This window comes from Chitinophaga sp. GbtcB8 (genome assembly GCF_019091455.1).
Lineage (GTDB): Bacteria > Bacteroidota > Bacteroidia > Chitinophagales > Chitinophagaceae > Chitinophaga.
The window spans coordinates 154,379-179,216 of record NZ_JAGXJN010000001.1 but is presented as its reverse complement, the minus strand read 5'-3'; the positions used below and the strand labels follow the sequence as shown (position 1 = coordinate 179,216).

19 protein-coding genes are annotated in these 24,838 nt (G+C 48.3%); 14 read left to right on the top strand and 5 right to left on the bottom strand.

The annotated features are described in order from the left end of the window. Positions 1-65 precede the first annotated feature (65 nt). The 5 genes from KVT36_RS00815 to KVT36_RS00795 all read left to right on the top strand — a co-directional run bounded on the left by KVT36_RS00815 (position 66) and on the right by KVT36_RS00795 (position 6,260). A complete protein-coding gene (locus KVT36_RS00815) occupies positions 66-920 on the top strand; it encodes a methylated-DNA--[protein]-cysteine S-methyltransferase (protein ID WP_089917186.1) in 855 nt (284 codons plus the stop codon). A 292-nt stretch (positions 921-1,212) separates the two neighbouring features. Next, positions 1,213-3,333, top strand: a complete 2,121-nt coding sequence (locus KVT36_RS00810; protein WP_217601605.1) for a HEPN domain-containing protein — start codon at positions 1,213-1,215, stop codon at positions 3,331-3,333. A 49-nt stretch (positions 3,334-3,382) separates the two neighbouring features. Next, complete coding sequence (cobA, locus tag KVT36_RS00805; protein ID WP_217601604.1) at positions 3,383-4,159, top strand: uroporphyrinogen-III C-methyltransferase; 777 nt, start codon at positions 3,383-3,385, stop codon at positions 4,157-4,159. Between the two features lie 40 nt (positions 4,160-4,199). After that, complete coding sequence (locus tag KVT36_RS00800) at positions 4,200-4,793, top strand: bifunctional precorrin-2 dehydrogenase/sirohydrochlorin ferrochelatase (protein ID WP_217601603.1); 594 nt, start codon at positions 4,200-4,202, stop codon at positions 4,791-4,793. An 861-nt stretch (positions 4,794-5,654) separates the two neighbouring features. Beyond that, on the top strand, positions 5,655-6,260 hold the full coding sequence (locus KVT36_RS00795) for an HD domain-containing protein (protein ID WP_254639779.1): 606 nt from the start codon (positions 5,655-5,657) through the stop codon (positions 6,258-6,260). A 75-nt stretch (positions 6,261-6,335) separates the two neighbouring features. On the opposite strand, the gene KVT36_RS00790 is transcribed toward KVT36_RS00795, so the two are convergent. After that, complete coding sequence (locus KVT36_RS00790) at positions 6,336-6,866, bottom strand: acyl-CoA thioesterase (RefSeq protein ID WP_217601601.1); 531 nt, start codon at positions 6,864-6,866, stop codon at positions 6,336-6,338. Positions 6,867-7,184: 318 nt separating this feature from the next. Between KVT36_RS00790 and KVT36_RS00785 the strand changes: the two genes are divergently transcribed. Both KVT36_RS00785 and yidC read left to right on the top strand, forming a co-directional pair. Beyond that, the gene (locus KVT36_RS00785) at positions 7,185-8,843 is read left to right on the top strand and encodes a CTP synthase (protein WP_217601600.1); all 1,659 of its coding nucleotides are present in this window, start codon (positions 7,185-7,187) and stop codon (positions 8,841-8,843) included. A 230-nt stretch (positions 8,844-9,073) separates the two neighbouring features. Continuing rightward, complete coding sequence (yidC, locus tag KVT36_RS00780) at positions 9,074-10,909, top strand: membrane protein insertase YidC (RefSeq protein ID WP_217601599.1); 1,836 nt, start codon at positions 9,074-9,076, stop codon at positions 10,907-10,909. A gap of 282 nt (positions 10,910-11,191) precedes the next feature. Here the strand turns inward: yidC and KVT36_RS00775 are convergent, their stop codons facing one another. After that, positions 11,192-13,585, bottom strand: coding sequence for a penicillin-binding protein 1A (locus KVT36_RS00775; protein WP_217601598.1), 2,394 nt, complete (start codon positions 13,583-13,585; stop codon positions 11,192-11,194). A gap of 188 nt (positions 13,586-13,773) precedes the next feature. Further along, on the bottom strand, positions 13,774-16,896 hold the full coding sequence (locus tag KVT36_RS00770) for a tetratricopeptide repeat protein (RefSeq protein ID WP_217601597.1): 3,123 nt from the start codon (positions 16,894-16,896) through the stop codon (positions 13,774-13,776). Positions 16,897-17,063: 167 nt separating this feature from the next. Here KVT36_RS00770 and KVT36_RS00765 point away from each other — a divergent pair, with 167 nt between their 5' ends. The 5 genes from KVT36_RS00765 to KVT36_RS00745 all read left to right on the top strand — a co-directional run bounded on the left by KVT36_RS00765 (position 17,064) and on the right by KVT36_RS00745 (position 19,183). Then, positions 17,064-17,462, top strand: coding sequence for a hypothetical protein (locus KVT36_RS00765; RefSeq protein WP_089921168.1), 399 nt, complete (start codon positions 17,064-17,066; stop codon positions 17,460-17,462). Positions 17,463-17,534: 72 nt separating this feature from the next. Further along, on the top strand, positions 17,535-17,987 hold the full coding sequence (locus KVT36_RS00760; protein ID WP_217601596.1) for a polymer-forming cytoskeletal protein: 453 nt from the start codon (positions 17,535-17,537) through the stop codon (positions 17,985-17,987). Continuing rightward, complete coding sequence (locus tag KVT36_RS33085) at positions 17,938-18,180, top strand: AtpZ/AtpI family protein (protein WP_217601595.1); 243 nt, start codon at positions 17,938-17,940, stop codon at positions 18,178-18,180. The genes KVT36_RS00760 and KVT36_RS33085 overlap by 50 nt, the downstream gene beginning before the upstream one ends. Then, complete coding sequence (locus KVT36_RS00750; RefSeq protein ID WP_217601594.1) at positions 18,173-18,559, top strand: hypothetical protein; 387 nt, start codon at positions 18,173-18,175, stop codon at positions 18,557-18,559. Before KVT36_RS33085 ends, KVT36_RS00750 begins: the two co-directional genes overlap by 8 nt. A 6-nt stretch (positions 18,560-18,565) precedes the next feature. After that, positions 18,566-19,183 carry a SprT-like domain-containing protein gene (locus KVT36_RS00745; RefSeq protein ID WP_368669990.1) on the top strand — a complete coding sequence of 206 codons (618 nt, stop codon included), beginning with the start codon at positions 18,566-18,568 and terminating at the stop codon, positions 19,181-19,183. Here KVT36_RS00745 and KVT36_RS00740 read toward each other — a convergent pair. Further along, positions 19,141-20,196: a DUF4407 domain-containing protein gene (locus KVT36_RS00740; RefSeq protein ID WP_217601593.1), complete on the bottom strand. Its 1,056-nt coding sequence runs from the start codon at positions 20,194-20,196 to the stop codon at positions 19,141-19,143. The two genes, KVT36_RS00745 and KVT36_RS00740, sit on opposite strands and share 43 nt — an antisense overlap. A gap of 293 nt (positions 20,197-20,489) precedes the next feature. Continuing rightward, positions 20,490-21,704 (bottom strand): ADP-forming succinate--CoA ligase subunit beta, encoded by a 1,215-nt coding sequence (sucC, locus tag KVT36_RS00735; protein WP_217601592.1) that lies wholly within the window; start codon positions 21,702-21,704, stop codon positions 20,490-20,492. Positions 21,705-21,906: 202 nt separating this feature from the next. On the opposite strand from sucC, the gene KVT36_RS00730 reads away from it, so the two are divergent. Together KVT36_RS00730 and KVT36_RS00725 are read left to right on the top strand one after the other, a co-directional pair. Continuing rightward, on the top strand, positions 21,907-22,728 hold the full coding sequence (locus KVT36_RS00730; protein WP_217601591.1) for a purine-nucleoside phosphorylase: 822 nt from the start codon (positions 21,907-21,909) through the stop codon (positions 22,726-22,728). A gap of 30 nt (positions 22,729-22,758) precedes the next feature. After that, positions 22,759-24,747: a putative porin gene (locus KVT36_RS00725; RefSeq protein WP_217601590.1), complete on the top strand. Its 1,989-nt coding sequence runs from the start codon at positions 22,759-22,761 to the stop codon at positions 24,745-24,747. The last annotated feature ends 91 nt before the right edge of the window (positions 24,748-24,838 follow it).

The following is a 24,838-nucleotide window of genomic DNA, read 5'->3' as shown; positions in this document are numbered from 1 at the left end:
GCAATTATCAGGTTGCCCACCCTCCCCATCTCAGCTACTTTTGCGATATTACAAATGCAAATACAATGGAAATACAAGACAAACTGAATTACGATCGAATTGCCACCGCTATCGATTACCTGTCCGAAAACTTTAAGGAGCAGCCGGACCTGGACGAAGTAGCCGCGCAGGTGCACCTGAGTCCCTTCCATTTTCAGCGCCTGTTCACGGCCTGGGCGGGTGTAAGCCCAAAAAAGTTCCTGCAATACCTAACTACCGCTTACCTGAAAGATAAGCTGCAGGCATCTTCCAACCTCATAGAGGCGGCAGAATGGGCAGGCTTGTCCAGCCAGTCGCGGGTATATGACCTGTTTGTGAATATGGAAGCGGTTACGCCTAACGAGTTCCGCAATAGCGGTGCCGGGCTTACCATCCAGTATGGGTATCACGATACGCCTTTTGGCAAATGTTTCATAGCCGTTACGCCACGCGGTATCTGCGGGTTAAGCTTTGTAGAGGAAGGGCAGGAGGAAGCCGCCCTGCAGGACCTGAAACAACGCTGGGCCTTTGCCAATATAGAGCCGCACCAGGCCTTTACCGCCGGTTATATGCAGCAGATCTTCCCCGAAGGGGGGATGCCGGGCGGTAAGGTGCACCTGCTGGTGCAGGGTACCAACTTCCAGGTAAAGGTGTGGCAGGCCTTGCTGCAAATACCGCCGGGAGCAGTATCCACTTACCAGCAGATCGCTAAAAGCATCGGCAGCCCGGATGCCTCCCGCGCCGTAGGTACCGCCATTGGCCAAAACCCGGTAGCATGGCTCATTCCCTGCCATCGCGTTATCAGACGCGAGGGTATACCCGGCCAATACCACTGGGGCGCTACCCGCAAAAAAGCCCTTATTGGCTGGGAAATGGCGCAGATGGAGCCTTCCAACCCATAACCAGCAGTTATTACGCATAATTAATAGTTATCCTTTATGGCCCGCTTTTCACCCGAAAAGTTTTGTTAATCTGCCCGGGCTGTATATCTTTGTATTAGTCTACTAAAATTATGGGAATATAGGCTATATGAGGAGGCATAGCTATATAACGATAGAAAAAAGTATTGTATTACAATTACTTATATAAAGCCTCCTTGCATAAGGGAGGCTTTAATTTTAGATACCAGGTTTACGATCCACCACCTCCGCCATAAATCGTAAATCTAAACCGTAAATCGTAAATCAGATCAGTATGCAAAGCTTCAGAACAGAACTGGAAAATCCCGTTGTAGAGAAAGATATCATTGAGCTGGACAAAAAGATCAAATTGTTCAGGGAAGGGCAGATACCGGATGAAAAATTCCGCAGCCTGCGCCTGGCACGCGGCATTTACGGCCAGCGCCAGCCCGGTGTACAAATGATACGCATTAAATTACCCTACGGTAAAATGACGCTGCAGCAGTGGGCCCGGATCTCTGACGTATCTGACGAGTATTCCATCAGCAACCTGCACCTCACTACCCGCCAGGACATCCAGATCCACTACGTGAGCCTGGAAAGAACGCCGCAACTGTGGGCACAGCTGGCAAAAGATGATGTGACCATACGTGAAGCCTGCGGTAATACCGTACGTAACGTTACTGCATCTGACAAAGCCGGTATTGACCCGGATGAACCGTTTGATGTAACACCTTATGCAGATGCTACTTTCCGCTATTTCCTGCGCAACCCTATTTGCCAGGATATGGGCCGTAAGTTCAAGATCGCCTTTTCTTCCAGCGATAAGGATACTGCCTGGGCTTTCATGCATGATGTAGGCGTGATCCCTAAAGTGCGCCAGGTAGATGGTAAAGAGGTACGGGGTTTTAAAGTAATGGTAGGCGGCGGCCTGGGTGCACAGCCTTACCTGGCCCACACCGCTTTTGAATTTTTAGAAGTTGATCAGCTGATCCCTTATATAGAGAACGTACTGCGCGTATTTGACCGTTATGGTGAAAGGGCCAGCCGTCACAAAGCCAGGCTGAAATTCCTGATCCAGAAAATAGGTTGGGAAGAGTTTGACCGCCTGGTAAAGGAAGAGCACAAAGCCCTGAAATCAAAAGTATTTGTGATTGATGGTACTGAAGAAGAAGTAGCGCTGCCGGAAGAAAATCCCGCGCTGCCTGCCTACAGCATCAAAGATCCTAAGCAATATGAAGCCTGGAAAACAACCAACGTATTTGAGCAAAGACAAAAAGGCTTTTTTGCCGCTTATATACGCGTGCCGCTGGGCAACATCAGCACCGGTACTTCCCGCGAATTGATTAAAGCGCTGAAACCCGTTATAGCAAATGATGTACGGGTAACTGCCAACCAGGGTTTACTGTTAAAATATATTCGTCCTGCACATTTACCTTACGTGTTCAGCGTGCTGGAAGCAGTAGGTTATGCCGCACCGGGTTTTGACAGTATTGCAGATATTACCGCATGCCCCGGTACCGATACCTGTAACCTGGGTATCAGCAGCAGCACCGGTATTGCCGCTAAGCTGGAGCAGGTGATCCACGATGAATTTCCTGACCTGGTATACAACAAGGATATTAAAATAAAGATCAGCGGTGGTATGAACTCCTGCGGCCAGCATGGTATTGCATCCATTGGTTTTCACGGCAGCTCTTTAAAGAGCGCCGGCAAAACATTACCCGCTTTGCAGGTATTGTTAGGCGGTGGTATTGTAGGTAACGGCGTAGGCCGTGTAGCCGATAAGGTTATTAAAGTACCCAGCAAACGCGGCCCCGATGTATTGCGTTCCCTGCTGAATGATTTTGATGCAAACGGCCAGGAAGATGAGCTGTTCAATGACTATTTCGACCGCCAGGGCGATCGTTATTTTTACGAGCTGCTGAAACCCTTAACAGACCTGGCTTCCCTGCGGGATGAAGATTTTGTGGATTGGGGCCATGAAGAAAAATATGCAACGGCCATTGGCGTAGGTGAGTGCGCCGGTGTGGTAATAGACCTGGTAGCTACCCTGCTGTTTGAGGCAGAAGAAAAGCTGGGCTGGAGCGCCGATGCGCTGGCAGTAGGCCAGTATGCAGATGGCATCTACCATGCTTATTCAGCCTTTGTACAGGGCGCTAAATCGCTGCTGCTGGGCGAAGGTGTAAGCTGCAACACACAGCACGGTATCATCAACGATTTTGATAAACATTTCGTAGCTACCGGTAAGATCAATATTGAAGGTGGGTTTAAATCAGTGGTAATGCAGATCAATGAGCACGAACCGGCTGAAAGTTTTGCCAAACAATACCACCAGCAGGCTGCTGATTTTTACCAACAGGCACAAGCCTATCGCGAAGCAGCTGCTACCGCCGCTGTTCCCGTAAACGCATAAATTATTAAAAGGTGAGGGGCCCGCGTCCCTCACCACTAAAGAGAAGTATATGTTACCAATAGTTCCAAAATTAACGCTCGTAGGTGCAGGACCTGGTGATCCGGAATTGATCACCGTAAAAGGTTTGAAAGTGATACAGCAGGCAAAAGTGATCCTTTACGATGCGCTGTCGAATAATGAACTGCTGGAACACGCGCCTGCCAACTGCCTGAAACGCTTTGTAGGCAAGCGCGCCGGTATGCATGTATATTCTCAGGATGAGATTAACCGCATGATCGTTAAATACGCGCTTACTTTTGGCAGCGTGGTACGCCTGAAAGGCGGCGATTCATTTGTATTTGGCCGTGGCCAGGAAGAAATGGCCTTTGCACAGCAGTTTGGTATTGAAACGGAAATAGTGCCGGGCATATCCAGCGCAGTAGCCGTACCGGGCATCAACAAAATACCTGTTACCGCACGTAATGTAAGCGAAGGTTTTTGGGTGATCACCGGCAATACCCAGAACGGCAATCTTGCCCGCGACCTTGAATTTGCCATCCAGGCCAATACAACCGTAGTAATATTAATGGGTATGAGCAAGGTAGCTGAAATAGCCGCTGCTTATGCCGCACAGGGCAAAGGCAGCACACCGGCCGCCATTATCCAGAACGGTACCCTGCCCAACCAGAAAATAGGCGCAGGCACGGTGAACGACCTGGCACACATAGCTGCCAGCCATGAGCTGCGCAACCCCGCTGTTATTATAGTAGGAGAGGTGGTGCGCTTCCACGAAGCGTTCCAGGCCATGCAGGAAAAGCTGGCTGCTGAATTAAAAATGGCAGTATAATGTGAACGATTGTCAGGTGAAAGTGAATTAACTTCAGGTCATGGAAGAGAACCATTTGTTTCCCGTATTCTTTAAGCTGAACCGCCTGCACACCCTGGTGGTAGGCGGCGGCAACATCGGCCATGAAAAACTAAATGCCATGCTGCAGAATTGCCCGGATGCCAACATAACCGTGGTGGCAACCTGGTTCTTACCGGAAGTAGAAGCACTGGCGCAGCAACATCATACCATTACCCTTATTCAAAAAGAATTTTCCTGTGGCGATATGATCGGCAAAAGCCTGGTAATAGCCGCCACTAACGATAAAGAGCTGAACTATACCATCTGGGAAAAGGCCAAATGCAGCAAGGTGCTCATTAATGTAGCCGATACCCCCGAGCTCTGTGATTTTTACCTGGGCTCTATTGTACAGAAAGGAAATCTCAAAATTGCCATTTCCACCAATGGCAAATCCCCCACAGTGGCTAAACGCCTGAAACAGGTATTACAGGAAGCCATTCCCGACACCCTCGACGAAGTACTGAACAAGCTGCAGGTTATCCGTGACCGCCTGAAAGGCGATTTTACCGAAAAGGTAAAACAGCTGAATAAGATCACCGATGTGCTGGTGCAGGAAAAAGAAAAAGAACAGTAAATCCTTTCCTTTAATTAATCTCCCTTTTATTCCCGGATCCTTTTTAATAGGTTGTTCCTATACCGGATGTCTATTGTAAGGTATTTCCCGCCCAATTATTTATATGTGTATTATTATAATATAATTGTTAAGCTGCCAAGTGATCTAAAGGGGTATTTGCTAAATCACCATTTAAATTTATTTATAAACTTGTAAATCAAGTTATTAAAGTGGAAAACATTGCTTAGTGACTAACTCTAATATTATATTATAATTAAAAATATGTTGCTATTTTAATGCTTGAATAGATAAAAATTCAATTTATCTCTCTATTTTTATGCTACAATGGTGAACGGATATTATCACATACTAATGCTGAAATATGCATTCACCAGGGTTACACAAAAGACAAAATCATAAAACCAACTGACGGGAGCAGCGCTACCCGCGCTGTTCCCTTTGTTCTTTCCAAGATTCCTTTTATTGCTGTTACAGCAAAAAAGATAGTAGCGGTCATAGGCGGGGTTCGACTTAACGGGTCCCGGGGTAAGCTAAGGCCATCTAAGATCTTTACCTTGAAACCTATTAGTTGCGAAAAAGGCTCCGCCTTATGCCGCGCCAAACCCCTGATCTGCCCCATTAAATTATTATTATTTGCTACGCGCAGATCCATTTATCAACCAGGATTCCCGCTTCCCTGTAGTTTACCTTCTACCGGGCCCGAAAGGGGCTCCGGTAAAGGTGTTATTATCGTGTTATGTGTGCTCAACACATCTTAATATTCAGTATATTTATAGTGAACAAGAGTTTTAAGTGCGTATGATTGAAACAACTTTATCGACACAACTAATCAACCCCACCGTAACCTATGTAAAGAAGGAGTTGACCCACGCAGAAGGCGGACACGACTGGTGGCACATTCAAAGGGTTTGGCAGCTGGCCAGGCATATTGGTTCCAAAGAAAACGTAGATATGCTGGTAGTAGAGCTGGGAGCCCTGCTGCATGACATTGCAGATTCCAAATTTCATAATGGCGATGAAACGGTTGGGCCTGAAAAGGCGCGCGCGTTCCTGCAGTCTATTGATGCACCGGAATCTGTGACCAAACATGTAGTGTCCATTATTCAGAACATCTCCTTCAAGGGTGGGAACCATCGTCCGGACTTCTGTTCTCCGGAGCTGGCGGTGGTACAGGATGCGGACCGGCTGGATGCTTTGGGCGCTATTGGCATAGCACGTACGTTTAATTATGGAGGCTTTAAGAACCGTCCTATGTACGATCCTGCAGTTACACCCAACATGGCCATGACCAAGGAACAGTACAAACAAAGCCTTGCGCCAACCATCAACCATTTTTACGAAAAGCTGCTGCTGCTGAAAGACCGTATGAACACCAATACGGCCAAAGAAATGGCAGAAGAGCGGCACCGTTTTATGGAGCAGTTCCTGGAACAGTTTTACCGGGAATGGGATGTTGATGTAGCGTAAATAGCGGCAGTTTGAAGGGAGCAGCCGCTAAGGCTGCCAGGTAATTTATTTGTGCAACAAATAATGAAGTGATCCTTATTTTGCTGCTTTCTCAAAGAACAGCGCTTTCAGCTCACCAGCATCTTCCGGTTTCATTTTGCCGCTTAATATCAGGCGTAGCTGCCTTCTCCGGAGCGCGCCATCGTATAATTTTTTCTCTTCTTCGGTATCAGGAATAATGGCCGGCACTGGGCGGGACTTGCCATTGGGGTCCAGGGCTACAAAGGTCATAAACGCCTCATTGGATTTATAGCGGTACTGCTGCACAGGATCCTCGCCCCATACACGCATATGCACTTCCATAGAGGTGGTAAAAGCGCGGCTTACCCGGGCTTCAATATGTACCACATTGCCTAGCTTGATAGGCGTTTCAAAAGAAATGTTATCCACAGAGGCAGTTACCACCGGCGCGCTGCAATGTTTCATACAGGCAAGGGCCGCTGCAATATCCATCCAGTACATGAGGCGGCCGCCCATTAAATTGCCAAAAGTATTGGTATCATTCGGTAATACCAGCTCTGTCATCCTGATCACTGAATCCTGGGCATGTTTGGGCGTAATAGTCATATGTTTATAGTTGGTCCATAGTCCATGGCCGGTGGTTCATAGCCTTTACCCGCTTGATATGCAGCGTATTACAGGCAATGGACTATGGACAATGGTCCATGGACTTCCGAACCGCAAACTTAGCAAAATTCCAGGGGCTAATCCACACATTCTGGATAATTAATACAGGTAATCCGGTGGAGGTTGAAGGTTCATAAAAATTTTGTGTTAACTTTGCCTGACCTTCGGAAGTAATTCTACTTGACAGGTACAGATTACACCAAACAAAGTCCGGCGCTTCCTCCTAGGTCAGGGAAATCTTTTCAGAATTTAGTTTTTATGGCAAAATATATCTTCGTTACGGGAGGTGTTACTTCCTCATTGGGAAAAGGAATTATAGCCGCCTCGCTGGCTAAACTATTGCAGGCACGCGGCTTTAGAGTGACTATTCAGAAATTTGATCCGTACATCAACGTGGATCCCGGGACTTTAAACCCTTATGAACACGGGGAATGCTACGTAACCGAAGATGGCGCCGAAACCGACCTGGACCTGGGGCACTACGAGCGTTTCCTGAACACACCTACTTCCCAGGCCAACAATGTTACCACCGGCCGTATTTACCAAACCGTTATTAATAAAGAAAGGGAAGGCGCCTACCTGGGTAAAACCGTGCAGGTGATCCCCCACATCACAGATGAGATCAAACGCCGCATCCTGCTCCTGGGCAAGGACGGTAAATATGATATTGTGATCACGGAGCTGGGCGGTACTGTGGGCGATATTGAATCCCTGCCTTATGTAGAGGCGGTACGTCAGCTGCAGTGGGAGCTGGGCGAAGAAGATTGCCTGGTCATTCACCTCACCCTGATCCCTTATCTGCGCGCTGCTAAAGAATTGAAAACCAAACCCACTCAGCACTCTGTAAGGCTGCTGAGCGAGAATGGCGTGCACCCGGATATTATTGTATGCCGCACAGAAGAGCCTATGTACCGCGATCTGAAGAAGAAGATCGCCCTGTTCTGTAACGTACAGGTAGATGCGGTAATAGAAGCGAACGACGTAGGCACCATTTACGAAGTACCGCTGGAAATGATGCGGGAAAAGCTGGATGTGATCTGCCTCAAAAAGCTGAACCTGCCGGTAGAAAAAGAACCTGAGCTGATCAAATGGCGCGAGTTCCTGGATAGGCTGAAATATCCTAAAACCAAAGTAACCATTGGTTTGATCGGTAAGTATGTGGAGCTGCAGGATGCCTATAAATCCATCCTGGAATCGTTTATACATGCCGGCTCGGTAAATGAATGTAAAGTAGTGGTGCAGAACCTGCACTCTGAACATATTACACCTGATAATGTGGGCGATAAGCTCCGCAACCTGGACGGCCTGCTGGTAGCACCCGGTTTTGGCCACCGTGGTATAGAAGGTAAGATCACGGCCATTCAGTATGCCCGTGAAAACAACCTGCCTTTCTTTGGTATTTGTTTAGGTATGCAGATGGCTGTGGTAGAATATGCCCGTAACGTGCTGCACTGGACAGATGCCCACTCCACCGAAATGAACCCTGAAACCGCCCACCCGGTAATTGGTTTAATGGAGGAGCAGAAGAAGATAACAGCCAAAGGCGGTACCATGCGCCTGGGCGCTTATGCCTGCCAGCTGAAACCTGGCTCCCGTGCAGCCCAGATCTACGGCAGCACGAATATCAGCGAAAGGCACCGCCACCGCTATGAGTTTAACAGCGAGTTCCAGGAAGATTTTGTGAAAGCAGGCCTGGTAACCTCCGGCCATAACCCGGAAAGCACCCTGGTAGAGATGATAGAGCTGCCAGACCACCCGTTCTTTGTAGGCTGCCAGTTCCACCCGGAGCTGAAAAGCACTGTAGAACGCCCGGCGCCCCTGTTCGTACACTTTATAGCCGCTGCCAAGCAGTATGCAGAAGGTAAGAACAGCAAGCTTAAAGCTACCGACGAAAAGAAGATCGTTCATCACCCGTAAATAAAAAAATGTGCAGATATGGAAATGTGCAGATGTGCAAATGGTAATCAATTGATTATCATTTGTACATCTGCTTTTTTTGATTAGTCCTTTCTGTCATTGGCACATCTGCATATTTGCATATCTGCACATTTGCACATTTTTTCCTCTTCCATCATTGCATATTTGCATATCTGCACATTTGCACATTTTTCACGTACCTTTGCTGCCTAAATTTTAATTGCACTTCGATGGACAGAAACTCGGTCATTGGATTTATACTGCTAGGGGTTTTACTGGTAGGCTACATCGTTTTTAACCAGAAACAACAGACCACCGCCCTCAGGGACAAAGCCCGGCAGGATTCCATTGCTAACCTGAACAAGCCCAAAACCTTTACAGATACCAGCAGCCAGGCAAGCAGCAAGCCCGATTCTGCGCAACTGGCCGGCGAATACGGTGTTTTTGCCAACGCCGCTACTGGTACTGAGCAAAATATAGTGCTGGAAAATAAGGTGGTAAAGATCTCCTTTACCAATAAAGGCGGCCAGCCGGAAACTGTACAGTTAAAAGACTTTAAAAATGCTGCCGGTGGCCCGCTTATGCTGGTAGAAGGCTCTTTTAACCGCTTATCCCTGCAGCTGCCGGTAAACAATCATACCTTAAATACAGCCAACCTGTATTTTACCGGGAGCCAGGTTGAAAAAGGCGCAGATGGTACGCAAACGCTGCGCTACCGCCTTTCAGTAACCAACGCTTCAGAATACCTGGAATATATTTACTCCCTGAAACCCAACGGCTACCTGGTGAATTACACCATTCACGCCGTGGGTATGGAAAAAGCGCTGCCGGCTAACCAGAATACGCTGCAGCTGCAATGGAATAATGAAAACCACATCCAGGAGCACGACATGCAGAATGAGCGCCTGAACAACCAGGTGCACTACAGCAATGTTGAGGATAAGCACGATTATTTTACCCTGCAACGTACCAGCCATGAGAAGTTTGACACCAAGCTGCACTGGCTGAGCGTAAAACAGCAGTTCTTTAATACTACCCTGATAGCATCCAAAGATGCGCCGTTTAACAGCGCCGATGTAAATACCAAGGTGCCGGTAAGCGGTAACATTGTAGGGCAAACCTTTACCACGCTGGATATTCCGTATAACCGCGCACATGATTTCAGCTACCCGGTACAGATCTATTATGGTCCTAACCACTACAAAACCCTGAAATCATTTGATATTGGGCTGGAGAATATTATCCCCCTGGGTTCCGGTATTTTCTTCTGGGTGAAGTATGTGAACAAATGGATCATTATCCCTACGTTTAACTTCCTCAGTGGTTTTATCAGCAACTACGGTATTATTATTATACTGCTCACCATCTTCATCCGCCTGCTCATAGCGCCCTTCACCTACCAGAGCTATGTATCCCAGGCTAAAATGAAAGTGCTGAAACCGGAGCTGGATGAACTGCGCAAAAAACATGGCGATGACCAGCAGGCTTTTGGTATGGACCAGATGAAGCTGTTCAAAAGCGCTGGCGTGAACCCGCTGGGCGGCTGTTTACCAGCCGTGCTGCAGCTGCCTATCCTGGTGGCCATGTATAGCTTTTTCCCATCCTCTATTGAGCTGCGGCAGGAAAGTTTCCTGTGGGCAAAAGACCTGTCCACCTACGATTCTATCATGAACTTACCGTTTGATATTCCTTTTTACGGTAACCACGTGAGCTTGTTCACCCTGCTGATGACGGCTACCAGCCTGGTGCTGGCCTTCTACAACCGTGGTATGGCCGACCAGAGCAATCCGGTAATGAAGTACATGCCGTACATTTTCCCGGTAATGCTGTTAGGCGTATTTAACCGCCTGGCTGCTGGTTTAACATTCTACTACTTCCTGTCTAACGTGATCAGTATTGCCCTGCAGTGGGTATTACAAACTTTCGTGATCAACCACGACAAGATCCACGCCCGCATCCAGGAGAATAAGAAGAAGCCAGTGTCCAAATCCAAGTGGCAGGAGCGTTTGGAGGACATGCAGAAACGCCAGCAGGGCATGCAGGGACCGCAGCAGCGCAAGAAATAATTAATAACCGATTATATAAGATATTAAAGGGAGGCCGGAAGGTTTCCCTTTTTTATTGCGGATAATTTTATGATGATAGTTTGGGATCCTCATATCAAACATAACCTTTACCCGATAGTAAGCTGTAGATAAGCCCCCTCTTATAAGGGTGTGCTTATAGGGGGTGTATATGGGGAGCATATGGGCCTTATCCCTTTTATGCAACCGAATGTTTTGTGCTGGATACACAATAAAAAAAGGGAAGCCTTACGGCCTCCCTTTGTGAGTATGTTTGGTGAATGATCAGTTATCTTTCTTAGGCGGCGGGGGCGGGTAAGTTGCTTTGGGCTGCTGCCCTTCTTTTTCCTTGTCCTTCTCTTTCTGTTGTTCCTTTTCTTTTTCCGCTTCCTTTTTATCTTTTTCCGCCGGGGCAGGTTCTTCGCCGTACTGGCTTACATCAATATAATCGCTGGCGCTTCCGGAGCCTACATCCTCTGCTTCTGCACCTGGTTTTACATTGGAATCGTAGTTCAGGTAAATATCATTCTGCAGGGTAGGAGGTATGGAGAACTGTGCCTTGGAATCTATCTTCAGCGTTTTATCCGCATATACCTTCTGGAAAAAGTACGCCCATATAGGCAGGCCGGTATTGGCGCCCTGGCCGGCAGCAGTGGTATTAAAACGCAGGAAGTTGTTCTCACAACCTACCCAGGCGCCTGCCAGCAGCTGCGGGGTATAACCCATAAACCAGCCATCGGTATTATCATTGGTGGTACCGGTCTTACCGGCAATCTCACCTTCCATCTTATAACGGAAACGCATACGTGCACCGGTACCGCCGGGTCCTACTACGCCTTCCATCATCTTTACCATGGTATAGGCTTCGTTCTCGCTGATCACTTCACGTTTTACCGGGGCAAAGGTTTCCAGTATGTTACCGTTGCGGTCTTCTATACGGGTAATGTAAATAGGTTTGGTAATAATGCCGCGGGCCGGGAACATGGTGTAGGCCTGCAGCATTTCATACAGGGATATTTCCGGTGTACCCAGCGCAATGGAAGGGTAGGGTGGTATATCGCTGGTGAAGCCTATTTTATTCTTGGCAAAATCTGCAAATGCCCTTGCGCCCAGCTGTTTGATCAGGTAGGCCGATACCAGGTTCAGGGAGCGGGCCAGCGCGCCGGCCATAGTTATTTCCCCGCCTACGCTGCCTTCCGAATTGCGGGTCAGCGTCCAGTTGCCAATGGTAATAGGCTCATTGGGCAGCATGGTATTGGGCGACATGCCATTCATAATGGCAAAGCAATACAGGAAGGGCTTAAAGGTAGAACCTACCTGGCGGCGGGTTCTGGATACGTGATCGTTCTTGAAATAACGGAAATCCGGTCCGCCTACCCAGGCCTTTACCTCACCGCTTTCAGGGTCCATGGCCATAAAGCCCGCCTGTAATATGGCGCGCATATAACGGATGGAGTCCATGGGCGTCATCACCGTATCAATTTCGTTCAGATCTTGTTCAGAGGGGCTTCTCCAGGCAAACACTTTCATTTTGGTGGGAGTGTTAAATGCCTTTTTGATCTCGTCGTCAGAGGCATTGGCCTCTTTCATATCCAGGTAACGGTCTGATTCTTTCATGTAGCGGTCCAGGTACTTCTGCCAGTTCTTCCACACGCTGCCGGATTTAATGTTGCTTTGGGCAGCAAATACTTTCTGCAGATCCATGAGGTGCTTGCTAACCGCTTCCTCTGCATACAGCTGCATGCGGGGATTGATGGTGGTGTATATTTTAAGGCCGTCGCGGTACAGGTTATATTCGGAACCATCGGCTTTTTTATGTGCCTGGCACCAATCCTTCAGCTCATCGCGCAGCACTTCCCTGAAGTAGGGAGCAAGGCCTTTGTTATGGTCTATTTTATTATAGCGCAGTACAATGGGACGGCTTTGGGCAGCTTCTGCCTCTGCCTTGGTAATGTACCCGTTCTTCTCCATCTGGTCTATTACCGTATTACGGCGCAGCAGGGAGGCAGCGGGGTTGCGGCGGGGGTTAAAGATGGTGTTACCTTTTAACATACCCACCAGGGTAGCTGCTTCCTCTATGGAAAGGTGGCCGGCATCTTTACTGAAAAAGGTGCGGGCGCCATTTTCAATACCATATACGTTATCTCCAAAGGCTACGGTGTTCAGGTACAGGGTAATGATCTCCTGTTTGGTAAAATTGCGCTCCAGCTTAATGGCTATGAGCCACTCCTGCAGCTTCTGGAAACCACGTACTACCGGGTTGCTGGCGCGTTTTTTACCTGCATTATCGGACTGCAGGTTCAGGGCCAGCTGCTGGGTAATAGTGCTGGAACCACGTTTTTTCCCTACCATCAGGTAAAAGGGAATGGCAATGGTACTGCGGGCATCTATACCGGAGTGCTCGTAGAAGCGCTCATCTTCTGTAGCAATCAGGGCGTTGATCACGTTCTTGGAGATCTCGTTGTAATCAGAGCTGGAACGGTCTACCTGGTAATATTTTCCCAAAATGGTCCCATCTTCTGCAATTACCCCGGAGGCTAAGGCTGCGCGCGGGTTTTCCAGCTCCTCCATGGAGGGCATATTGCCTATTACCCGGAAATTGATCAGTAATAACAGTAAGACAAAAACCCCCAACAGACCCAATAACACGGTCCAGAGTATTTTTACGGATCGTTTCATCTGATAATATTATAAATAAATTAAGTGCAACAATCAGGCAAAACTATGAAAATTTGCCAGGATTTATGGGCTATTTAACAGTGCCTTAAGGAAATCAATGAATTACGGATTATTCAATTACGAATTACGAGTTAACCATCGTCGGCATTTCCCATTACATCCCCCCATCTTTCCCATCGTAATTGACGCTACTGTTGCGTTACATAGTTCTTATTAAAAAACTCCTGGTATCCCGGCAGGTCTTTAGTGCTGTTAAGCAATATGAAATTGTCCCTGGATATAATGAACATATTATAATCAGTGGGGCGTATGCGGGGAATAATATCTACAGGGGCCTTGGTGCGTACCTCATCAAAATAATCCAGCGCTTTGTTCTCATCCGGGAACAGGCGGAACACCAGCATGATCTCGTTGGGCGTTAGCACAAAGCTGCCTACCTCAATATGGTCTGCCGCGTGCTGGGCTGCATTGTAACGGGTAAATTTCTCCAGTGCTTCATCTATCAGCGCTTTATTCACCCGCTGGAAAGAGAGCACCACGAAATGCGGTACCGGCGTATTCATCAGCTTATACGGCGTTACAGGTTTCATGGGCGGCGGTGGTGCAGCCGTTACCTTATTAGCCACAGCAGGGTTTACCGGTTGGTTGGTCTTTAACCCTACAGAATCCGTAAAGTTGGGTTTGGGTGTTTGCCAGGGGTAGCGGATGGAAACATCTTCATCTACCATGGCGCCGGCTTCCCGTTTCTGGATCTGCAGCTGGGCCAGGTAAGCTACCAGGTCCTTCTTGTGGTTCAGCGCATCCAGCAGGGCCTGTGCCTGCTGCTGAACGGCACTGTCGCCGGGGTATTTGGCCAGTACTGCCTGTACAGCTTTTTTACCCAGGAACAGGCTGTCTGTAGCTATATCGGCAGTATCTGTTTTTATAATGATCATGGCTTCCAGCAGGTCAAACTTAGGCTGCAGGAAGTTAAAGCCGTAGGTGGTATCGGCCTGGCGTTTTCTTTCCAGGGCCAGGTCGTACCGGCCGGTTTTGAAAGCGGTGTAGGCCGAGTCGTAGGCCGTGGCTATCCCTTTCTTTTTGTCGGCATCCACATCTTTCAGGGCGCCATATTTAATAATATTGGCAAAGTTGGTGTTACCGTACTGTGTCAGCATCATATCCTTGTACTTAGCGGCCAGCGCTTCATGGCCTTTCAGGCTGTTATGCCATACATACAGGGAGTAAATAACCTCGGGTTTCTTGGGATGGTCCGGGTATTTATACAACAGGCTGTCATATGTTTCTATAGCCAGCTCTGTGGCATCCAGCTTATCGTGGTAAAGTTTGCCAAGGTCAAACCAGGCATTCATTTGAAGGCTCCTGGAGGAATCCAGCTTCTCCGGTGTTAGCGGCAGGTCGGCCAGCAGCAGGGAGCTGTTCACACTATCTGCCGGTAATGCTTTCAGCTTTTCGGCTGTGGTCATATGGGCTGAATCAGTGGTAACCCCGGCTGCGTCTATGTTATTATTATTGGTAAAGTTGGCTGCGGTATTGGAGCTGCGGCGCCAGTTATCATCCAGCTTACGGTTGCCCCAGCGCCTTCTGAACTCTGAATAACCGGATGATTTGCTGCCCTGGTTATAAAAATACCAGTCGCCCTGGTCATTGCCCTGGTTATTGGCAGCGCCCGGGTTATTGCGGCCAGTATTATTGCCAAAGGCATTATTGGCCAGCATACTATTCTGGTTATTACTATTATTATCTGCTTCCTGCTGGGCTGCTTCTGCTTTGGCTTTTGCTTCCGCGGCCTTTTTAATATCGGCCACCATTTTGTCCAGCAGGGTTTTGCGTTCTGTTTCCGGCAGGGCGGCAATACGCTGCAGGCTGTCTTCCCGGTGTATTACATTCACTTTCTCCGCCACATCGCCCAATACGGCTTTACGGGTGTTCACCACGGGAGCATCGGCAAAGTCCGGCGGCATTACACTGGCAGTGCTGTCATAATAGTTCTTGGCCAGCTGGTATTTGCGCTGTGCGTAGTAAATATCTGCTACGAACATAAACGACAATGATCTTTGTACGGGGTTTACAACAGGCTGGCTAAGGGATTTTTGTAAATAACCCAGGGCGGTTTCAGGGCTCTTGGGCGCTACCAGGGTAGCCATGGTATAATAAATAGCATCCCGGTAGGGGATAAAACGTTCTTTTTTTAACATGGTGCGCAGGGCGGCCAGGCTTTGTTCTATACCGGCATCCCCGTTCACGGTGTTCAGGCGGGCTATCTGCAGGCGGGCCTGCAGGTCCATCATAGGATCCGGCTTTTGTTTGATCACTTTGCGGAACATGTCCATGGCGGAATCGGGCTGCTGGTGCCGGGCATAGAGCTGGCCCAGTATGTACGACATACGGGCGCGGCTTTCCTTATTGTGGGAGGCGGTAATGGCCAGGCGCAGGGGGGCCATGGCCTCTGCATACATGCCCTGTTTATAATGGCTGTACGCGCGTACCTCTGCCAGCTCCCCGTAAAGGCGGTGGGGAAAGTTAGGATCTGCTTCCAGTACGTTCAGCAGGCTTTGCACCTCATCATACTCCTTTTCCTCCAGCAGGGTTTTGGCATTCCACAGAAAGGCATCGTTCCGCACCTTTTTATGTTTAAAGCGGCCTAAAAGGCCCTTGCGTTTTTCCCTGGTGGCAATGGAAATAACATCGTTGCGGGTAGATCCTATTACGGTATTGTATTCGGATTTATTCTTGGGCGCAAAGGCCAGGTTCATGTACTGGAAGGTTTTGCGGGCATTCTCCCAGTCGCTTTTATAAAAGTAGGCGCGGCCTATGAGCAGGTAACAATCATCTATCCACTTACCGCGGGGATCGTGCAGCTGTATGCCTACGGAAGATTTCAGGATCACGGAATCCAGCTCTGTTTTGCTGAGGCCCAGGTCCTGCAGGCTGTAAGGGTAAAAGGGAAGCAGGTCGTTATAATTATCCAATCCCTGGCGGGCAATACTTTTCACCACCGCATCCAGCTTAACTTTTGCGTGAAAGTAGTAGTTGTACCGCGTTACCATGTTCTGCATGAACCGGCGGGTCCAGGTAAACTTCTTTTCCGCCATCTTTTCGGAAGGCGTCCGCCTGTCCTGCACATGCGGCACAGGCGGTTTTCTTACAGGAGGTGCTGAGCGCCTGTTATTGGGCATTCTCGTAGAATCCTGTGTGCTGCGGGGCGATCTGCTCTGGGCATTTACCGCTAAGGAACCCGTAATCAATAACACCAAACCAACAGCGCAGGGGAAAAAGAAGGATACTAAAAAAGGTCGATAGCGATTCATGGATGCCGGGTGTATAGGCTACTACTATAACTGTTTACGTGAAAATTTATTTTAAAGATAGGATAATATTTTTCTTGGTACGTATTCTTTCAGATTTACATATTACCTTTCACTTCTTATGATTTAATTGTTTAATTTTATCCGGAGTAAAGAGAGAGTAAAACAATATGGGTAAACAGCGCAATAAAAAAGGGAGGGACGGCCGCATCCATCATAAATACCGCCTGGTGATTATGAATGATGCTACCTATGATGAAGTGACCTCTTTTAAATTATCCCGTATGAGTGTGTATGTAGCGCTTAGCACCCTGTTTGTATTGCTGGTGGCCATTACAGTGGCTACGGTAGTATTTACGCCCCTGCGTTATTACATTCCCGGTTATGGAGATCTGAAACAAAGAAGGGAGTTCATTAAACTAAAAATGCGTACAGATTCGTTAGAGAATGCGATCATTGCGCGTGACCAGTACCTGAACAATATTAAGCAGGTGATAAATGGCGATTTTACCGGTAAGCTGGACACCACAATGATAAAAGTGCCTAAAGTAGACAATAGTACCTATTAGGTTAATTAATAATATTTATTTATCTTCAGTCCTATATATTGAAAAACCTCCTAAATAAAAATCTAAGATCCTATGTTTAACAACAACCGCAGCACTAAAGGCGAAAGCAAATCCATTCTGCCCTCTTCCAACGTGAACATTATTGGCAGTGGAACATCTATCCAGGGGGACATTGTCTGTGAAGGCGACATTCGTATTGACGGCCAGGTAAACGGGCTGGTATCTACCAAGGCAAAGATCGTAGTAGGGCCGGAAGGCGAAATTACGGGCGACCTGGTATGCCAGAGCGCTGATATACTGGGCCGTGTAACCGGTATTATTAAAGTAGAGGAGCTGCTGTTCCTGAAATCAAATGCACTGGTAAAAGGTGATGTGTACACCGCTCATTTTGAAATGGAGCCTACCGCAAAATTTAACGGCCGCTGTTATATGGAGCCGGATGAGGCGCCCGCTGCAAGCAGCAGAGAAGTAAACAATGGAAGATCCTTCGTTACAGAAGAAGCCGCAACCGGAGAAGAAGCGTAATCGTAACACACTCTTACGGTACGCCGGTCTGGCTTTTCAGATGATGGCCACATTGGGGTTGGCAGTATTCGTTGGTTATAAACTTGACCGATGGATCGGGTGGTCATTTCCTGTATTAATGATCATTTTTTCTTTACTGGCTTTAACCCTACTTTTGTGGCAAATTATTAAAGACACCCGGCGGAATGAGTGACCGTTTTTTTATTCGACTGATCGTAGTTTTTTCCATCCTGAATGGCGTTTTCTTTTTATTAAAGTCTCAGCTATTAAGTGCTGGTATGCACTATACTGTGCTGCTGGCGGGGAATGTGGTGCTGGCCGCTATCACATGGGTTTCCTATGTAATGGCCCGTAAGGGGCTGGCGGCAGCCAACAACCAGGTTTTTGTGCGCATGGTATATGCTTCTACCATCAGTAAGCTGTTCCTGTGCATGATAGGCATCACCGTATATGTGCTGGTAAAAAGGCCGGATGTAAGCCGGGCTACCATTTTTACCTTAATGTTCCTGTACCTGGTATATACGGTGCTTGAAACACTGAGCCTGTACCAATTGCTTAAAAGAAAAACCTGACCCCGTGTGAAGCAGGAGGCGCCCTTACATGCATTAGCTGCATACCTGCCGGAAGGTACCTTTGAGCCGGTAATGGCCTACATTACCGCGCATAGGGTGCATTTAACCGTTACCCGTGAGCGCAAAAGCCTGCTGGGCGATTACCGCCACCCTGATAGCCGGGGCGGGCACCGCATCAGCGTAAACGGCAACCTGAATAAATACGCTTTTCTTATTACCCTGCTGCATGAGCTGGCCCACCTGGTTACGTATGAGCTGTATGCCAACCGCGTAGCCTCCCACGGGAAAGAATGGAAGCAGGAGTTTTCCAAAATATTGCAACAATTTGTAGGTAAAGGTTTTTTACCGGCCGATGTGGAAACAGCGGTGCGGCAAAGTATGCACAACCCCGGCGCCAGCTCCTGTGCGGATGAAAACCTGATGCGGGTGCTGAAGAACTATGACCGGCGCAAAGAGCATTATTTTTTTGTAGAGCAGCTGCCCCTGCACCAGCTGTTTAAAACCAAAGACGGCCGCATTTTCCGTAAAGGCGAAAAGATCCGCAAGCGTTACCGCTGTGAGGAGGTGGATACCCGGCGCATTTACCTGTTTAGCCCTGTGTATGAAGTGGAGCTGGCAGGATAGGGTGAACCTTCTCCGGATACGCCCTTTTCCTGTTCCATACGCTTTTCGTAGGCCATTTGCCGTAATTCCATTTTTTGTTTGCGGTGTATCTCAAACGCATGCTCATGCTCCTGCAGCAGATCATCATACGGGCCGCGGGGCGAGATGAGCTTTACAAACACCGGCGCACATTCTATGGCAATGAACAGCAGCATAATAAACCAGTTGGCCCAGCGTATTGGTGTGCTGCGGGCGGTAAGGCGGCCCAGGGCATCCAGCCGGGAGGCCAGCCCGTCCAGCCGGCTGCGTAGTGGAATGCTGGCTTTCATAGCGCTGTCTACGGATTGCAGCTGCTGCTGGTATTCATTAATACGTTGCTGATTGCGGATGGTAATAGCCTGCAGCTGTGCGGCGGCGGTATCTGCATCTGCTTTCTTGGCCTTGTAAATAGGGCCCAGGTTGCGGATGCGGGAGCCGCCGGTACCGTCGGCCTCCTGCTGCGCCAGTAATGCCAGCGTATCCCTGCGGGCCGCCTGCTGGCTGATCTCTGTATTCAGCAGCGCAATGCTGGCCTTTAGTTCATTAATGCGGGCCTGGTAACGTACCTGCACCTGGTCTTCCTGGGTTTTGAACACCTGCTGTTCCATGGTGATCAACTCTGCCTGGATCTCTTTATCAAATATTTTCAGCTCCAGTGGTTTTGAGATCACCACGGCTATTAATATGGCCAGCACTAGGCGGGGCAGGGCCATGCGGAACTCCAGCCAGAAATTATCGCGCTTTTTCATACTGGACACAATGTAGCGGTCCAGGTTAAAGATCATGAGGCCCCATAGCAGGCCGAATAACAGTGTAGCCCAAAGCTCATTGAACACGGTCCACAAAGCATAACCGGCAGAAATAGCGGCCAGCACGCCGGTGAAAAAGATGGTGCCCCCGATACCGGCGTATTTATTGGTTTCTACCGGCGCCCGTTTTAACATAGGCACATGCGCTCCTGCGCAGAATAAAAAGAAAGCTCTTAAACGTTGCATTACTCAGACTTTAAAAAGGTATAAAAGTCCGCCTACCCGCGGATGGCAGGGTATATAAAAGGATGGACTGCTAAGGTAGGAAAATTAATTAATTACGAATTGGCAATTACGAAATGCGAAGCATTCATGAATAATTACGAATGGGGTAGTGCGGAGTGTTATGAATTGGGATATAATGAAGAAGATGGAAGAAAAATAAAGAACAGCATGGCACAAAAAAAATTACGAATTACAAACCGGTCAAATCGCTTTGATCTATTCGTAATTCGTAATTGACAATTCGTTATTGAGTATTAGGCGCTAACGGCTTTATTCACCAGTGCAGCAGCTTCGCTTAACAGGATAGCAGATTGTACTTTCAAACCGCTTTCTTCTATCAGCTTTTTAGCTTCTTCTGCATTGGTACCCTGCAGGCGCACAATAATGGGTACCTTAATGTTACCAATAGACTGGTAAGCATCAATTACCCCCTGGGCCACACGGTCCCAGCGTACAATACCGCCAAAGATATTGATCAGGATAGCCTTTACCTTGGGATCTTTGAGGATAATGCGGAAACCGGCTTCCACTGTCTGGGCATTGGCAGTACCACCTACGTCCAGGAAGTGGGCGGGCTCGCCACCACTTAATTGGATCATATCCATGGAAGCCATGGCCAGGCCGGCGCCGTTCACCATACAGCCTACGTTGCCGTCCAGCTTAACAAAGTTCAGGTTAAATTTGCTGGCTTCTACTTCGGTCGGATCTTCTTCTGTGATATCGCGCAGGCCTTCCAGCTCAGGGTGGCGCATCAGGGCGTTATCGTCCAGGATCATTTTACAATCCACCGCAATAATCTTTTCATCGCTGGTTTTAAACAGGGGGTTAATTTCCACCTGGCTGGCATCCAAACCTACATAGGCGTTATACAGGCTGGTCACAAATTTCACCATGTTCTTGAAAGCCTCGCCGCTTAAACCGAAGTTAAAAGCAATTTTGCGGGCCTGGAACGGTTGCAGCGGGCCGCCGGGGAATACCCACTCCTTAAATATTTTATCAGGCGTGTTGTGTGCCACTTCTTCTATATCCATACCCCCTTCTGTGGAGTAGATGATCACGTTCTGGCCTGTAGCACGGTCCAGCAGTATGGACAGGTACAGTTCCTTAATGGGGTTGGGGCCGGGATAATAAACATCCTGCGCCACCAGCACCTTATTTACCAGCTTACCGGCAGCACCTGTTTGTATGGTTACCAGTACGCCGCCCAGTATATTACCGGCAATGGTTTTGATATCTTCTGAATTTTTACCCACTTTCACACCGTTCTGCTCTGTTCCGCGGATCTTTCCTTTACCGCGTCCACCGGCATGGATCTGCGCTTTTACAACCGCAAACTCATTACCAAATTGCACTTTCAGCTGTTTGTATGCTTCAGCTGCTGCCTCGGGGGTATCTACCGGAATACCTTCCTGGACCGGTACATTATATTTCTTCAACAGTTCTTTAGCCTGGTATTCATGTAAATTCATCAGTCAAAAATTTGGCGCTAAATTAGGGCATTATGATTTAAATATATAGGGCATTATGATTTTAATATAAAACCACCGCTTTTGTGAATTTAAAAATAACTTTGCGCGCAAGAAAAGTAACCCGTTCTGAACGGTTGGCGGCAGGGAGCGTTTTTCAGCTGCCGGCTAACCCTTAAACGTTCGTTACTAACAACTTAGCGTAATGATTGACCTATTACAACAAATAGCGGCTGCTAAACAGTATATACAGGGCTTTTCCACCACCCGCCCGCTGGCAGGCATTATCCTGGGCAGTGGCCTGGGCGGGCTGGTTGAAGATATTACCGACCGTGTAGAGATCCCTTATGCCGATATTCCCCATTTTCCCGAGTCTACGGTAGAAGGGCACCAGGGCCGGTTAATACTGGGTAATATGCAGGGCCGCCCGGTAGTGGCTATGGCCGGCCGGTTCCATTATTACGAAGGGTTTTCTATGCAGCAGGTTACTTTCCCGGTAAGGGTAATGCAGGCGCTGGGGGTACAAACCCTGCTGGTTTCCAATGCCGCCGGTGGTATGAATACTGCTTTTAAGGTAGGTGACCTCATGATCATCCGCGATCATATTAATCTGCAGCCGGAACATCCGCTGCGCGGGCGTAACCAGGATACCCTGGGGCCCCGTTTCCCGGATATGAGCGAGCCCTATGCCAAAACCCTCATAAACAAAGCAAAGGAAATTGCCGCTGCCAACAATATACCGGTACACACCGGCGTATATGTAGGCGTGCAGGGCCCTACTTTTGAAACCAGGGCCGAGTATAAGTTTATGCACATTATTGGTGGCGATGCAGTGGGTATGAGCACCGTACCGGAAGTGATAGTAGCCGTTCATGCAGGATTGCAGGTATTTGCCATGAGCGTGATCACGGACCTGGGTATACGGGAAGAGGACAATGTGATCACCCATGGAGAGGTGCTGCAGGCCGCAGCTGAAGCGGCGCCCAAATTAACGCGTATCTTCAGGGAATTAATACAATCACTTTAGACACATATAGCTCCACAATATTATTATTGAATGAGGCATTTTTTCATCATACTGGCATTGCTGATAGTAAGCGTAAGTGGAGTAATGGCCCAATTTAACACCGGTAGCTTTGGTAACTACGGCTCCGGCGGCGGCACCATGCAGCGGGATACCTCCCAGCGTAACCTGGGGCCGGATACCATTACCATTAAATATCATTTCCTGAATGATCCCGTGGACAGGCGCCTGGATTCATCTGTAATAGACTTTAATGCCAACTTCCTGCAGATACCAGCCAGTTACATGACCCTGGGCAATAACGGGAATGCCGCCCGCAACCTTATTTACACCCCCCGCATGCAGGCTGGTTTTGATGAAGGTTTTCATGCCTACGACATTTATGAATTTACGCATGAAAATGCCCGCCTTTATAATACCACCCGCCCTTACTCTGAGCTGCAATACCTGGTAGGCGCCCAGCAGGAGCAAATGATAGGCGTATCTCATACGCAGAACCGGAATGAGAACTTTAACTTTGCATTTGACTACCGCAAGATCAACTCGCCCGGTTACTTCCGTACACAGAACACCAACCATGATAACTACCGCGTAACGGCCAATTACAACAGCCAGAACAAACGGTACCATGTAAATGTGAGCTACTATTATAACAAGATCAACGGGGGGGAGAATGGCGGTATTTTTGGCCAGGCCGGTACTGCGGCCGATACGCTGGGCCTCAGCAAGTATAATTCAAGAAAAACCATTAACGTAAACCTGGGCAACCAGGATATTCCCACCTATTCCTTCTTTGGTACCTCCATTGCGGTAAAATCATCTTACCGCCAGTCAGGCCTGCTGATACAACAGCAGTACGACTGGGGCAAGGGGGATACCATACACGTGAACGATACTACACAGTATTACAAATTTGATCCGGTGTTCCGGGTGCAGTACACCTTTAAAACACAGGGCAATACTTTTATGTATACCGATAATGCCCCCAGTGAAACTTATTACACGGAGCATTATGGGATAGCCTTCCGGGAAGGGGACACTATTAGCGCAAGACAGCAGTGGCGCACGCTTTCCAATGACCTGTCGCTGATCCAGTTCCCGGTACGGGGCAACCTGGCACACTTTATAAACCTGGGCGCCCGCTTTGACCATACTACCGGCAATTTCCTGGATGATGTAAAACAGAACTTCAATAACCTGGCCCTGCACGGGGAGTACCGTAATAAAACCAAGAACGACCTGTGGGATTTTTCTGCCAAAGGCGAGCTGTATGCGCTGGGCCGCAATGTGGGCGATTATAGCGTAAGCGGTATGCTGAGCCGTTACCTGAACAAAACACTGGGCAATGTAAGCCTGCTGTTCCGCAATGTGAACAGGGAGCCTTCTTATGTATACAAATTCTTCAGCTACAGCCGGGATAGCTGGTACAATGGCGGCCTGGGTAAGGAAAACATTACCCAGCTGCAGTTTGCAGCTGATAATAAACAGCTGAAGTATAACCTGGCGGTGAACTATTTTATTTTTACGAACTATACTTATTTCGACAGTTATATGCAAAGCACGCAGTCCAGCGGGTTGTTTAACCTGCTGCAGGTAGTGCTGAGCAAACATTTCCGGTATAAACACTGGAACTGGTATATGGATTTTGCTTTTCAGCAGGTGCATGGCAATGGCCCGCTGAATGTACCTTCCATCTGGACCCGCCACCGCATTGCATACGAAAACCGCATTTTCAGTAACCTGAACCTGATGACCGGTATTGAAGCCCGTTACAACACGGAATATTATGCGGACGATTACTCGCCGGTGCCCGGCCAGTTTGTGTACCAGAATACACAAAAGGTGCGGTACTATCTTCCGGACCTGACCGCTTTCCTGCACTTCCGTATAAAATCACTCTCTGCCTACATCCGTGCAGAGAACCTGAATACTTTCCTGAAAATGAATAATTTTTCAGCGCCTATGTACCCGTATAATAATTTCGGGATCCGCGTAGGGCTGCGGTGGTGGTTTGTAAATTAATGTGCGGGGAATAATCTGATATACCCTTTTCTTCGTATATTCATGATCTCTAAGGATCCCAAACTAAAACCAACCCCATTACCAACCGTTG

What these genes read in the sequence shown, in the direction of transcription:
- KVT36_RS00815 (WP_089917186.1), top strand. Translation starts at nt 66, where the DNA reads ATGGAAATACAAGACAAACTGAATTACGATCGAATTGCCACCGCTATC.
- KVT36_RS00810 (WP_217601605.1), top strand. Translation starts at nt 1,213, where the DNA reads ATGCAAAGCTTCAGAACAGAACTGGAAAATCCCGTTGTAGAGAAAGAT.
- cobA (WP_217601604.1), top strand. Translation starts at nt 3,383, where the DNA reads ATGTTACCAATAGTTCCAAAATTAACGCTCGTAGGTGCAGGACCTGGT.
- KVT36_RS00800 (WP_217601603.1), top strand. Translation starts at nt 4,200, where the DNA reads ATGGAAGAGAACCATTTGTTTCCCGTATTCTTTAAGCTGAACCGCCTG.
- KVT36_RS00790 (WP_217601601.1), bottom strand. Translation starts at nt 6,866, where the DNA reads ATGACTATTACGCCCAAACATGCCCAGGATTCAGTGATCAGGATGACA.
- KVT36_RS00785 (WP_217601600.1), top strand. Translation starts at nt 7,185, where the DNA reads ATGGCAAAATATATCTTCGTTACGGGAGGTGTTACTTCCTCATTGGGA.
- yidC (WP_217601599.1), top strand. Translation starts at nt 9,074, where the DNA reads ATGGACAGAAACTCGGTCATTGGATTTATACTGCTAGGGGTTTTACTG.
- KVT36_RS00775 (WP_217601598.1), bottom strand. Translation starts at nt 13,585, where the DNA reads ATGAAACGATCCGTAAAAATACTCTGGACCGTGTTATTGGGTCTGTTG.
- KVT36_RS00770 (WP_217601597.1), bottom strand. Translation starts at nt 16,896, where the DNA reads ATGAATCGCTATCGACCTTTTTTAGTATCCTTCTTTTTCCCCTGCGCT.
- KVT36_RS00765 (WP_089921168.1), top strand. Translation starts at nt 17,064, where the DNA reads ATGGGTAAACAGCGCAATAAAAAAGGGAGGGACGGCCGCATCCATCAT.
- KVT36_RS00760 (WP_217601596.1), top strand. Translation starts at nt 17,535, where the DNA reads ATGTTTAACAACAACCGCAGCACTAAAGGCGAAAGCAAATCCATTCTG.
- KVT36_RS33085 (WP_217601595.1), top strand. Translation starts at nt 17,938, where the DNA reads ATGGAAGATCCTTCGTTACAGAAGAAGCCGCAACCGGAGAAGAAGCGT.
- KVT36_RS00750 (WP_217601594.1), top strand. Translation starts at nt 18,173, where the DNA reads ATGAGTGACCGTTTTTTTATTCGACTGATCGTAGTTTTTTCCATCCTG.
- KVT36_RS00740 (WP_217601593.1), bottom strand. Translation starts at nt 20,196, where the DNA reads ATGCAACGTTTAAGAGCTTTCTTTTTATTCTGCGCAGGAGCGCATGTG.
- sucC (WP_217601592.1), bottom strand. Translation starts at nt 21,704, where the DNA reads ATGAATTTACATGAATACCAGGCTAAAGAACTGTTGAAGAAATATAAT.
- KVT36_RS00730 (WP_217601591.1), top strand. Translation starts at nt 21,907, where the DNA reads ATGATTGACCTATTACAACAAATAGCGGCTGCTAAACAGTATATACAG.
- KVT36_RS00725 (WP_217601590.1), top strand. Translation starts at nt 22,759, where the DNA reads ATGAGGCATTTTTTCATCATACTGGCATTGCTGATAGTAAGCGTAAGT.